The following is a 12,528-nucleotide window of genomic DNA, read 5'->3' on the forward strand; positions in this document are numbered from 1 at the left end:
TAACAGTCAGCGCTTTTCCTGCTTGTGCGGCAACGGCGCAAACAACGCCTCGATATCCTCATTCCCCAGCTTCCAATCCCCCGTCGTCCGCCCATCCAGAACGCCCGCCGCCAGATCAGACTTTTCCTTCTGCAAATGCTGGATTTTCTCTTCCACGGTGCCCCGGGCAATCATCTTGTAGACGAACACCGGCTTCTCCTGGCCAATACGATACGCACGGTCGGTCGCCTGGTTTTCCGTGGCCGGGTTCCACCACGGGTCGTAGTGAATCACCGTGTCGGCTTCCGTCAGGTTAAGCCCGACGCCACCGGCCTTCAGGCTGATCAGAAAGATCTGCAGCTTGCCGCTCTGGAAATCCTTCACCGGCGTGCGTCGGTCCCGGGTCTGCCCGGTCAACAGCGCATAGGCAACGCCACGTTTTTTCAGCTCTGCTTCGATCAGGCTCAGCATCGAGGTGAACTGGGAAAACAGCAAAATCCTGCGGCCTTCGGCAAACAACTCTTCGAGCATCTCCATCAAGCTGTCGAGCTTGCCCGAGCTGCTGCCCTTCGCCGGCAACGTCGCATCATTGACCAGACGCAAATCACAGCACACCTGGCGCAACTTGAGCAGCGCTTCGAGGATGATGATCTGGCTGCGGGCCACGCCTTTGCGGGTAATCTCGTCGCGGACTTTCTTGTCCATCGCCAGGCGCATGGTCTCGTACACGTCGCGCTGGGCTTCGTTGAGGTCGACCCAATGAATGATCTCGGTCTTGGGCGGCAACTCCGTCGCCACCTGCTCCTTGGTACGGCGCAGCAGGAACGGCTTGATCCGACCATTAAGGTGCTGCAATCGCACATCGCTGCCGCGTTTTTCGATTGGCACGCGGTAATCGCGGTTGAAGCTCTTCACATCTCCCAACCAGCCTGGCAGCAGGAAGTGGAACAGCGACCACAGCTCGCCCAAGTGGTTTTCCAGCGGTGTACCGCTGAGGCACAGGCGCTGGCGGGCGTTCAGCTCGCGGGCAGCCTGGGCGGCCTTGCTGTTGGGGTTCTTGATGTACTGCGCTTCGTCGAGGATCAGCACGTGCAAGGGCAGGGCGGCCAGTTGCTCGATGTCCTTGGGCAGCAGGGCGTAGGTGGTCAGCAGCAGGTCGTAGTCCTGCAGCTGAGGGAAATGTTTCTTACGCCCGGCGCCATACAGCGCCAATACTTTGAGCTGCGGCGTGAAGTGCGCGGCTTCGTCGAGCCAGTTCGGGATCAGGCTGGTGGGCATCACCACCATGCACGGCCGGTCGAGGCGTCCGGCGATTTTCTCGCTGAGAATATGCGCCAGGGTTTGCAGGGTTTTGCCCAGGCCCATGTCGTCCGCAAGAATCCCGCCGACGTCGAGCTGGCGCAGCGACTGCATCCAGCTCAGGCCTTCCAGTTGGTAAGGGCGCAACGTCGCGTTCAAGCCTTCAGGCGCTTCGCAGCTGAAATCCTTGATGTCCCGCAATCGCTGGGCGAAGTTGCGGATCTTTTCGCCGCCTTCCCATTGCAGCGGCAAGTCTTCCAGCGGGTTCAGGCGAATGGCGTCGGCCTTGGCCAGGCGCAGTGCGGTGGTGCCGGGCTCTTGCAGATAGAACTCGCCCAGGGTCGCCAGCACCGGTTTCAGCCGGCCATAGGGCAGCGCCACCTGCAGCGGGCCGTGGCCGTTGGGCAGGCCGGGAATGTTCACCAGGATCAGTTCGTCATCGCGGCGCCGGGCGAGTTTTTCCGGGTTGAGGATCTCGGTGTGGGAGCGCATCAGGTTCAACAGGATCGGCAGCAGACTCAGGCGTTCGCCGTTGACGATGATCCCCAGCTCCAAGTCGAACCAGTCGCGCTCCGGCATCTCGTCGACGCTGGCGTACCAGTCGTCGACGGCGCTCAGGTCGAAGCCGAAATCTTCATCGATCTGTAGTTCCCAGCCCTGGGCGCGCAGGTTCGGCGAGGCATTCAGGGTGAAGTTCAGCCACGCGCTGTCGTTGACCATCTCGAACAGCTCGCCAGCACTTTCCGGCAGGGCCTTGCTCTGGCGGGTGGCGATCTTGAAGCCCAGCAGGCGTAGTTGTTCGCGGAACTGCTGCTCTACCTCGGGGTGGCGCTTGATCCGCAGGCTCTGCTGTTCCTGGCGCACGATAATATCGGCGTTCTTCTGGCCGCTGACGTAGTTGCCCAAATAGTTGAAGGACAACGCTGCGCGGTGCTGGATATAACGCTGCATCTTGCCGTTGCGCGGTTCGAAGGCGCTGAATTCGATACTCGCCAGCCATAGGCGCGGCACCGGTTGTACGTCTTCTATCACCACTTGCGGCAATACCACGCGGTTATCCAGCACCGCCTGGAGCTTCTCCAGCAACTCGGCATCCTGGGCCGCCGCCGGGTAGGCCAGGGTTTCCTGGACCTTGAGCAGCACCGCCGCGATGTGTTTGCAGTTGGTGTGCACGGGGCAGGTGCAGCGGCTGTCCACCAGGATCAACGTGCCCTTGGCGGATTCGCGCAGCGAAATGGTCTGGCGGTAGACGTTGCCGCCCGAGCCTTCGCAACTGGCAATGATGGTGCTGTCGCCGGACTCGACGATGCGCACACGGTTTTCCAGGGCGTAGCGTCGGCCACGCTCAAGGCTTTGCTCTTTAAAGCGATTGGCCCACGAAGGGGCCAGGGGTTTGGTCAACGACGACGTCAGGGGCATGGTGCTGGATCAGTCCTGGACGTCGGGCGGTGGTGCGCTGGGCGGCTTGGCGGTCAGCGAAGTGATCTTGATCAGCAGGGCGAGGTGGCCGCCGTCCAGGTAGTTGAGCTGGTTGTTCTTGGTGCGCACGTCTTGCTGGCTGAGGTGTTCGCTGGCAATGACACTGCCGTTGGCGTCGAACTGGTTGACCCAGATGTCGGCGTCGATATCGGTAAAGCGCCCGAGCTGCAGGCTCAGGGTACCTTCGATGGGGAACTGGCCGAACTGTTCCTGGCCGTCGCTGATGGCCAGCTTCACCGGTTGTTCACCGAGGTTCTGATCCCAGGCCCGGTGCAGCAACACGGTGTAGTTATTGTCGGCACTGAGCTTGTCGACGATATTGCCCAGCCGCGGCGGGCTCATTTTGTCGGCCGGCAGGCGAGGGGCGCCCGCGTCCCAGTCTTCCGGCGCCGCACGACTGTTGATCACCGGCTCGGCGTTCTGGCGCACCAGAATCATTTCCACCAGGTACGGGCTGTCGGCGAACGCCGAAGGCGCAACGACCACCAACAACAAGCTCAAAATGCGGAACAGGCGCATTGGGGCGTCCTTCAAGCAGATTTCGGGATGAGGCGCTCAAACAGCGCCTCCAGTGTATTAAAGCGTTCTTCGGCGCGTTCCATCGGCACCATGAACTTGAACAGCGTAGCCCCTTCGAACTTGTAGCGATTGGGCTGGCCCTGAATCAGCTTGATCAGCACCAGTGGGTCCACCGGCGTCTGCGCTTCGAACTCGATACGCCCGCCCTGCGGCCCGGCGTCGACCTTCTTGATACCCAGTTGCTCGGCCTGCAATTTGAGCAGGGTCAGGCGTACCAGGTTCTTGGTCGGTTCCGGCAGCAGGCCGAAGCGGTCGATCATCTCCACTTGCAGGTCCTTGAGACCGTCTTCGTCGGTGGCCGAGGCGATGCGCTTGTACAGGATCAGCCGCGCATGCACATCCGGCAGGTAGTCTTCGGGAATCAATGCCGGCAAGCGCAGGTTGATTTCCGGGCCGCCACCCAGCGGTTGGTCGAGGTTCGGTTGCTCGCCCTTGCGGATGGCTTTTACTGCCCGTTCGAGCATTTCCATATAAAGGGTGAAACCCACGGCCTGGATCTGGCCGCTCTGGCCATCGCCCAGCAGTTCGCCGGCACCACGGATTTCCAGGTCGTTGGTGGCCAGCACAAAGCCGGCGCCGAGGTCCTGGGTATTGGCGATCGCTTCCAGGCGCTTCTCGGCGTCGGAAGTGATCTGCTGGCGCGGCGGCGTCAGCAAATAGGCGTACGCCTGGTGGTGACTGCGCCCGACCCGGCCGCGCAGCTGGTGCAGCTGGGCCAGGCCGAACTTGTCGGCGCGCTCGATGATGATGGTGTTGGCGCTCGGCACGTCGATGCCGGTCTCGATGATGGTCGAGGCGATCAGCACGTTGAAGCGCTTGTGGTAGAAATCGCTCATCACCTGTTCGAGTTCGCGTTCGCGCATCTGCCCGTGGCCGATGGCGATCCGCGCTTCTGGTACCAGTTCGGCGAGGTCGGCGGCGCATTTCTCGATGGTTTTCACATCGTTGTGCAGGTAGTACACCTGGCCGCCACGCAGCAACTCACGCAGCAGGGCTTCCTTGACTGTGCTTTTGTTCTGCTCCATGACGAAGGTGCGCACCGACAACCGCCGCGCCGGCGGCGTGGCGATGATCGACAGGTCACGCATGCCCGACACCGCCATGTTCAGCGTGCGCGGGATCGGTGTGGCGGTGAGGGTCAGGATGTCGACTTCACTGCGCAGGGCCTTGAGCTGTTCCTTCTGACGGACACCGAAGCGGTGCTCTTCGTCGATGATCACCAGCCCGAGGTTTTTGATCTTCACGTCATCCGACAGCAGCTTGTGAGTGCCGATGACAATGTCGATCTTGCCTTCCGCCAGGTCAGCGATGGCTGCGTTCACTTCCTTGGCCGACTTGAAGCGGCTCATCACTTCCACGGTCACCGGCCAGTCGGCAAAGCGGTCGCGGAAGCTGTTGTAGTGCTGCTGCGCGAGCAGGGTGGTCGGCACGAGGATCGCCACTTGGCGGCCACCATGCACCGCGATAAAGGCCGCGCGCATCGCCACTTCGGTCTTGCCGAAGCCCACGTCGCCGCACACCAGGCGGTCCATCGGCTTGGGCGCCAGCATGTCGGCGCGCACGGCGTCGATGGTGGTTTGCTGGTCCGGGGTTTCTTCGAAGGCAAAGCCCGCGCTGAAGGTGGCGTAGTCGGCTTTCGGGTCGGCAAAGGCATAACCTTCACGGGCGGCGCGGCGGGCATAGATGTCGAGCAACTCGGCAGCCACGTCGCGTACCTGTTCGGCGGCCTTGCGCTTGGCTTTCTGCCAGGTCTCGGAGCCGAGGCGGTGCAACGGCGCGAGGGCGTCGTCGCTGCCGGTGTAGCGGGCGATCAGGTGCAGGTTGGCCACGGGCACGTAGAGCTTGGCGCCCTCGGCGTATTCCATGGTGAGGAATTCAGCCACCTGGTTATCGATCTCCAGGGTCTGCAGGCCCAGGTAACGGCCCACACCGTGGTCGATATGCACCACCGGCGCGCCTTCGCGCAGTTCGGTGAGGTTCTTGATCACCGCATCGTTGTTGGCGTCGGCGCGTTTTTCGCGGCGGCGGCGCTGCATCACCCGCTGACCGAACAGCGGGCTTTCGGCAATCAGTGCCAGGGCCGGGTCGTCCAGCAGCAAGCCTTCGTCCAGCGGTGCGATGGTGATCGCCAGGCGATCCTTGCTCGCGACAAAGTCCGGCCAGCTGTCGACGGTTTTCGGCCGCAGCTTCAGGCGTTCCAGCAACTCCAGCAGCACCTCGCGGCGCCCGGCGGACTCGGCGGTAAACAGCACGCGGCCGGGGAAGTCACCGAGGAAATTCGACAGCGCTTCCAGCGGCTGGTTGGCCTTGGCTTCAATCGCCAGGTTCGGCAGTGCTTGTGCCGGGAAGCGCTCGCGGCCGGCGCCGGCGTCCACGTCCTGTTGGCTGGCGACTACGCGCGGCCAGTTTTTCAGGCGGGCAAAGCAGTCTTCCACCGGCAGGAACAGCTCGGCCGGTGGCAATAAAGGACGGGACGGATCAACGCGGCGTTCTTCATAACGGTTGCGCACGTCATTCCAGAAGTTCTCCGCCGCCTGTTCGATGCCCGGCAGCGAGAACACTTGGGTGTCCTGGGGCAGGTAATCGAAGAGGGTCGAGGTTTCGTCGAAGAACAGCGGCAGGTAGTACTCGATACCGGCGGGGGTAATCCCGCTGCTCAAATCCTGGAAGATCGGGCAGCGGCGGAAGTCCACGTCAAAGCGCTCGCGGAAACGTGCCTTGAAGCGCGTGACCGCGTCTTTTTGCAGCGGAAACTCCCGGGCCGGCAGCAGCTTGACCGAGTCGACCTTGTCGATGGAACGCTGGTTTTCCGGATCGAAGGTACGCAGGGTTTCGATTTCGTCGTCGAACAGGTCGATCCGGTAAGGCAGTTTGCTGCCCATCGGGAACAGGTCGATCAGCGCGCCACGCACCGCGAACTCACCGTGCTCGTACACCGTGTCGACGCAGCGATAACCACTGGCCTCAAGCCGGGTGCGCATCTGTTCCACGTCGAGCTTCTGGCCGATATCCAGCACCAGGCTGCTGCCCAGCAGGAACTTGGTCGGCGCCAGGCGATGCAGGGCCGTGGTGATTGGCACCACCAACACGCCGTGGGCCAGTTCCGGCAAGCGGTACAGGCTGGCGATGCGCTGGGAAATAATGTCCTGGTGCGGCGAGAACAGATCGTAGGGCAGGGTTTCCCAGTCCGGAAAATGCAGCACCGGCAAATCGGGGGCGAAGAAACTCAGCTCCTGTTCCAGCCGCTCGGCACTTTGGCTGTCGGCGGTGAGCAGCAGGGTAAAGCGCTTGGCAGCGCTGGCAGCCTCGGCAATGGCCAGGCTGAGGGCGGCACCGGGCAGATTGCCCCAGTGCTGTTTACCTGCCGCGGCAGGGAGAAGCGGTAGACGCAGAACGGGCACGGAAGGTTGAGCTCCAAGCGTTGCGACAAAGTCGGTAATTGTAACGGCCCGGAGTGCCGCCTGTCAGTTGCTGACTGAGCCTATTACGGTTTGTAGGAAATGTAGTGGCTAAGACAAACAAAGGCGCCTTTTGACTCATTATGTAGTGCCGAAATCGGTGTATGTTTCGGAGGGTTACGGACACTTTGTCACAATGGCTCAGAAGGGGGTGCGCTGGAAGCCACGTATTTACTGGGCTCCAGCGGGGCGATATTTTTTTGCAAGGGGTTTTGTTGCGGGTCGCGCATTGCTCCGAGGGCAGTCGAGCGGCATAATGTAGCCCCTTTTTTCTGCCCCTACATGTGGAAGGTTCCCGTGACTCAGAAGCCCGACCAGTGTCTTGGTGAATGGATCGACCGTGAAGCACTCGCTGAAGCGATGATTCCGCTTATCGGTCAGCTCTACCGCAATAACAACGTGGTGAGCTCGATCTATGGCCGCAGCCTGATCAACCAATCAGTCATCGCGATTCTCAAGGCTCATCGCTTTGCTCGCCATCGTTCCGCCGACGACAGCGAACTCTCCGTCCACGAAACATTCCCCCTGCTTAAAGCCATGAGCGAGCTCAAGCTCGGCGCGGCCTCGGTAGACCTGGGCAAGCTGGCCTACAAATTCCGCAAAGAAGGCGCTGGCCGTACCGCCGAGCAGTTCGTGCGTGAAGAAATGGCCGACGTGGTTGGCCAGCAAAACGCTGCTGCCCGCAAAGGCACCGACGTTGTGCTGTACGGCTTCGGTCGTATCGGCCGCCTGCTGGCGCGCATCCTGATCGAAAAAACCGGTGGCGGCGACGGTCTGCGCCTGCGTGCCATCGTGGTGCGTAAAGGTGCAGAAAACGACCTGACCAAACGCGCCAGCCTGCTGCGTCGCGACTCGGTACACGGTCCGTTCAACGGCACCATCGTCATCGACGAAGAAAACAACACCATCACCGCCAACGGTAACCTGATCCAGGTGATCTACGCGAAGAACCCGTCTGAGGTGGATTACACCCAGTACGGCATCAAGGACGCACTGCTGGTGGACAACACCGGTGTATGGCGTGATGCCGAGGGCCTGGGCCAACACCTGGCGTGCCCGGGTATCGACCGCGTTGTCCTGACGGCGCCTGGCAAGGGCAAGCTGAAGAACATCGTGCACGGTATCAACCACGGTGAAATCACCGCTGACGACAAGATCGTGTCCGCCGCTTCCTGCACCACCAACGCCATCGTGCCGGTGCTGAAAGCTGTGAATGACAAGTTCGGCATCGTTAACGGTCACGTTGAAACGGTTCACTCGTACACCAACGACCAGAACCTGATCGACAACTTCCACAAGGGCGATCGCCGTGGCCGTAGCGCCGCGCTGAACATGGTAATCACCGAGACCGGTGCTGCCACCGCTGCTGCCAAGGCCCTGCCTGAGCTGGCCGGCAAGCTGACCGGTAACGCGATCCGTGTGCCGACGCCGAACGTGTCGATGGCCATTCTCAACCTGAACCTTGAGAAAGCCGCCACCCGTGAAGAGATGAACGAGTACCTGCGCTACATGGCGCTGCACTCCGATCTGCATAAGCAAATCGACTTCGTCAACTCGCAGGAAGTGGTGTCCACCGACTTCGTTGGCTCGCGCCACGCCGGTGTGGTGGACGCTGAAGCGACCATTACCCAGGATAACCGCGTTGTTCTGTACGTCTGGTACGACAACGAGTTCGGTTACAGCTGCCAGGTGGTTCGCGTGATGGAAGACATGGCCGGGGTTAACCCGCCAGCATTCCCGCGCTAAGCATCAGCGGTAAATGAAAAAGCCCCGACTGGTTCGGGGCTTTTTTATGTCTGTGGGTTTTGTAGTGGTTGGCTGGGCCTCTTCGCGAGCAAGTCGAATCGTCGCACCGCCGCTCCCACATTCGACCGCATCTCTTCAGGTGATACGCGGGTAAATGTGGGAGCGGGCTTGCTCGCGAAAGCGACCTATCAAGCGCCGCCGACTATCGAAGCCTGCGCGGTACGCAGTTCATGCCGATTGCCCTTGAACAGGATCAGCGTGGCGATCAAGCCCAGCACTGCCGCGCCGCTCAGCCAGATGCCCGGTGCCGCCTTGTTGTCCAGCACGTGGATCAGGTAGGTGCAGGCCGCCGGAGTAAAGCCGCCAAAGGTCGCCGTCGCCAGGCTGTAGGCCAGGGAGAAACCGGTGGTGCGCACTTCTACCGGCATGATTTCGGTCAGTGCTACAACCATCGCGCCGTTGTACGAGCCATACAGGAACGACAGCCAGAGCAGCACGATCAACAGATGGCTGAAGCTTGGATTGGCCACCAACCAGGACAGCGCCGGATACGCGGTGAGGATCGCCAGAATCGTCGCCCCCAGCAGCAGGGGTTTACGCCCGATCTTGTCGGACACCGCACCCATCACCGGCAGCCAGATGAAGTTGGAGATGCCGACGCACACGGTTACCAGCAACGCGTCGAAGTCCGACAGGTGCAATTCGGCCTTGCCGAAGGTCGGGGTGTAGGCGGTGATCAGGTAGAACGACACGGTGGTCATCACCACCAGCGCCATGCCGGCGATCACGATGCCGAAGTTCTGGCCGATCGAACGGACGATTTCCTGCAGGGTAGGGCGGTGTTTACGTGCCTGGAATTCCGGGGTTTCTTCCAGGGAGCGACGAATCACGAAGATCACCGGCACGATCAGGCAGCCGATCAGGAACGGCACGCGCCAGCCCCAGTCACCCATTTCTTCCGGGCTGAGCCAGTGGTTCAGGCCCACACCCAACAGACCGGCGAATACCACGGCGGCTTGCTGGCTGGCGGACTGCCAGCTGACGAAGAAGCCTTTGCGGCCTGGAGTGGCGATTTCCGCCAGGTACACCGATACGCCGCCCAGTTCGACACCGGCGGAGAAACCTTGCAACAAGCGGCCGAACAGCACCAGCAACGGCGCCGCGACGCCCAGGGTGGCGTACCCGGGAACGCAGGCAATCAGGATGGTGCCGGCGGCCATCAGCGCCAGGGTGATGACCAGGCCCTTTTTACGGCCGTGACGGTCAATGTAGGCGCCGAGGAAAATCGCGCCCAGCGGACGCATCAGGAAACCGGCACCAAAGGTCGCCAGGGACAGCATCAGGGACGCGAAAGCGCTGTCGGTGGGGAAAAATGTCTTGGCAATGGCCGTGGCGTAAAAGCCGTAGACCATGAAGTCGAACATCTCAAGGAAGTTACCGCTGACAACGCGAAAGATCGCCTTGCCCTTGCCCGTTGTAGTGGACATGTCATGCACTCATTTTGGCTATCTTGTTAGTAATCCCTGGTCGCAACCGTCCTTGCTGTTGAAGCTCTGGCACGAGGCTGGCGCTGAACAGTTTTGTAACGATATGTGTATAAGCCACCACAGGCAACAAAAAACCGATAGCAAGCTGGCAAATTGCCGCAGGCCTCCGGGTGATGAAAATCCAATCTGGGAGCGGGCTTGCTCGCGAAAACGGTGTGTCAGTCAGCTGATGAGCCACTGATACACCGCATTCGCGAGCAGGCCCGTTCCCACAGGGTTTTTGCGATCAGTTGAGGAGGGTGTTTCGCAGGCTGTCGGACAAGCCTTTTGGTGCCAGCCAGATTCCCAGGTAAGCCTTGGCCAATTCGTCATTGCGACTGCTGAATACCACGCTGCCGTTGATTTCCAGGTTCAGGCCGCGCTGAGGCTGGAAGTCCAGCGCATAACGGTCGCCGCTGCGGATGTCGCGAAAGCTTTTGTGCAATTGCTCCAGTTCAGGTTTCAGGCGGGCGAGAGCGGCGGGTGTTTGCTGGCGTTGCAGGGTGGCGGTGGCGGCCTTGATGACATCGTTGCGATCGATATCGCGAAAGTAATACAGCTCCAGGCGCAGGTCTTTTTGCCGGTCCAGGGCCTGTTTGGCGCTCAGGTCAGCTTGGGCGAAGAGTGCTGCTGCATACACATCTGCCCACAGATAGGTCAGGACGGCCTGGTTTTTCAGCACCAGTTGATGAGATTGCGCCGGAAAATCAGCTTGTTTGAGGCGCTCAGCTTCATTCGCCAGCACGGGGACCGAAAACATCAGCAATAAACAAACAATCACATGTCGCATAATGGCCCGTCCTGAAAGGTGCGTGCCTACAGGTTAATTCAATAACGAACGCTGTGTAGTAAAGGCAAAACTGGCCTACGACGCGACCAAGGGTTAATGTGCGCGGCGTTGAGCCTTCTATAGACTGTGCCCCGGCTCACACACTTGAGCCACATTGATCCTTCATGACCGCTGGCCGCGGCATGATTTAGCCAGGCGCCCAACCGTGCGCCCTGGCCTGTTCTGAGGAGTACGCATGGCTGTCTACAACTACGACGTAGTGGTACTGGGTTCCGGCCCAGCTGGAGAAGGTGCGGCGATGAACGCCGCCAAAGCAGGGCGCAAGGTGGCGATGGTCGATAGCCGTCGCCAGGTCGGCGGTAACTGCACCCACCTGGGTACCATCCCGTCCAAGGCCTTGCGTCACTCGGTGCGCCAGATCATGCAGTTCAACACCAACCCGATGTTCCGGGCCATTGGTGAGCCGCGCTGGTTCTCGTTCCCGGACGTGCTCAAGAGCGCTGAAAAAGTGATTTCCAAGCAGGTTGCATCGCGTACCGGCTTCTATGCCCGTAACCGCGTCGACCTGTTCTTCGGCACCGGCAGCTTCGCCGACGAGCAAACCGTCGAAGTGGTCTGCGCCAACGGCGTGGTCGAGAAGCTGGTAGCCAAGCACATCATCATTGCCACCGGCTCGCGTCCGTATCGCCCGGCGGATATCGATTTCCACCACCCGCGTATCTACGATAGCGACACCATCCTCAGCCTGGGCCACACCCCGCGCAAACTGATCATCTACGGCGCCGGCGTGATCGGCTGTGAATACGCCTCGATCTTCAGCGGCCTGGGTGTATTGGTCGAGCTGGTGGATAACCGCGACCAGTTGCTGAGCTTCCTCGACTCGGAAATTTCCCAGGCGTTGAGTTACCACTTCAGCAACAACAACATCACTGTGCGCCACAACGAAGAGTACGAGCGGGTCGAAGGCCTGGACAACGGTGTGATCCTGCACCTGAAATCCGGCAAGAAGATCAAGGCCGACGCCTTGCTGTGGTGCAACGGCCGTACCGGCAACACCGACAAGCTGGGCATGGAAAATATCGGTGTGAAGGTCAACAGCCGTGGCCAGATCGAGGTGGACGAGAACTACCGCACCTGCGTGACCAACATCTACGGTGCCGGTGACGTGATCGGCTGGCCAAGCCTGGCCAGTGCCGCCCACGATCAGGGCCGCTCCGCCGCTGGCAGCATCGTCGACAACGGCAGCTGGCGCTACGTCAACGACGTGCCGACCGGGATCTACACGATTCCCGAGATCAGCTCCATCGGCAAGAACGAGCACGAACTGACCAAGGCCAAGGTGCCTTATGAAGTCGGCAAGGCCTTCTTCAAGAGCATGGCGCGTGCGCAGATCGCCGGTGAGCCCCAGGGCATGCTGAAGATTCTGTTCCACCGCGAGACGCTGGAAGTGCTCGGCGTGCATTGCTTCGGCTATCAAGCGTCGGAGATCGTGCACATCGGCCAGGCGATCATGAACCAGCCGGGTGAGCAAAATACCCTCAAGTATTTCGTCAACACCACGTTCAACTACCCGACCATGGCTGAAGCCTATCGGGTAGCGGCCTACGACGGCCTCAACCGGCTTTTTTGAGCGGCTCCGGCCGGTGGCCTGAGCCGGCCGGGGAGACCGATT

7 protein-coding genes are annotated in these 12,528 nt (G+C 60.8%); 2 read left to right on the forward strand and 5 right to left on the reverse strand.

From position 1 onward, the window contains the following. Positions 1–6: 6 nt before the first annotated feature. Genes NVB75_RS28685 through mfd form a run of 3 tightly spaced genes read right to left on the reverse strand, consistent with a single transcriptional unit; the run spans position 7 to position 6,737 of the window. A complete protein-coding gene (locus NVB75_RS28685; protein WP_258344410.1) occupies positions 7–2,697 on the reverse strand; it encodes a DEAD/DEAH box helicase in 2,691 nt (896 codons plus the stop codon). A gap of 9 nt (positions 2,698–2,706) precedes the next feature. Beyond that, positions 2,707–3,276 (reverse strand): peptidoglycan binding protein CsiV, encoded by a 570-nt coding sequence (locus NVB75_RS28690; protein WP_258344412.1) that lies wholly within the window; start codon positions 3,274–3,276, stop codon positions 2,707–2,709. 11 nt (positions 3,277–3,287) lie between these two features. After that, a complete protein-coding gene (mfd, locus tag NVB75_RS28695) occupies positions 3,288–6,737 on the reverse strand; it encodes a transcription-repair coupling factor (RefSeq protein ID WP_017477206.1) in 3,450 nt (1,149 codons plus the stop codon). A gap of 339 nt (positions 6,738–7,076) precedes the next feature. Here mfd and NVB75_RS28700 point away from each other — a divergent pair, with 339 nt between their 5' ends. After that, entirely contained in the window at positions 7,077–8,540 is a 1,464-nt protein-coding gene (locus tag NVB75_RS28700; RefSeq protein ID WP_023659083.1) for a glyceraldehyde-3-phosphate dehydrogenase, read from the forward strand. A 188-nt stretch (positions 8,541–8,728) separates the two neighbouring features. Here the strand turns inward: NVB75_RS28700 and NVB75_RS28705 are convergent, their stop codons facing one another. Together NVB75_RS28705 and NVB75_RS28710 are read right to left on the reverse strand one after the other, a co-directional pair. Next, positions 8,729–10,027: an MFS transporter gene (locus NVB75_RS28705; protein WP_201122311.1), complete on the reverse strand. Its 1,299-nt coding sequence runs from the start codon at positions 10,025–10,027 to the stop codon at positions 8,729–8,731. A gap of 286 nt (positions 10,028–10,313) precedes the next feature. Beyond that, complete coding sequence (locus tag NVB75_RS28710) at positions 10,314–10,856, reverse strand: chalcone isomerase family protein (RefSeq protein ID WP_258344415.1); 543 nt, start codon at positions 10,854–10,856, stop codon at positions 10,314–10,316. Between the two features lie 235 nt (positions 10,857–11,091). On the opposite strand from NVB75_RS28710, the gene sthA reads away from it, so the two are divergent. Continuing rightward, positions 11,092–12,486 carry a Si-specific NAD(P)(+) transhydrogenase gene (sthA, locus tag NVB75_RS28715; RefSeq protein ID WP_076017245.1) on the forward strand — a complete coding sequence of 465 codons (1,395 nt, stop codon included), beginning with the start codon at positions 11,092–11,094 and terminating at the stop codon, positions 12,484–12,486. Positions 12,487–12,528 lie beyond the last annotated feature (42 nt).

This window comes from Pseudomonas sp. CBS, from assembly GCF_024734645.1.
Lineage (GTDB): Bacteria > Pseudomonadota > Gammaproteobacteria > Pseudomonadales > Pseudomonadaceae > Aquipseudomonas.

Coding starts and splice junctions, on each gene's coding strand:
- NVB75_RS28700 (WP_023659083.1), top strand. CDS start 7,077: ATGTGGAAGGTTCCCGTGACTCAGAAGCCCGACCAGTGTCTTGGTGAA.
- NVB75_RS28685 (WP_258344410.1), bottom strand. CDS start 2,697: ATGCCCCTGACGTCGTCGTTGACCAAACCCCTGGCCCCTTCGTGGGCC.
- NVB75_RS28690 (WP_258344412.1), bottom strand. CDS start 3,276: ATGCGCCTGTTCCGCATTTTGAGCTTGTTGTTGGTGGTCGTTGCGCCT.
- NVB75_RS28705 (WP_201122311.1), bottom strand. CDS start 10,027: ATGTCCACTACAACGGGCAAGGGCAAGGCGATCTTTCGCGTTGTCAGC.
- NVB75_RS28710 (WP_258344415.1), bottom strand. CDS start 10,856: ATGCGACATGTGATTGTTTGTTTATTGCTGATGTTTTCGGTCCCCGTG.
- sthA (WP_076017245.1), top strand. CDS start 11,092: ATGGCTGTCTACAACTACGACGTAGTGGTACTGGGTTCCGGCCCAGCT.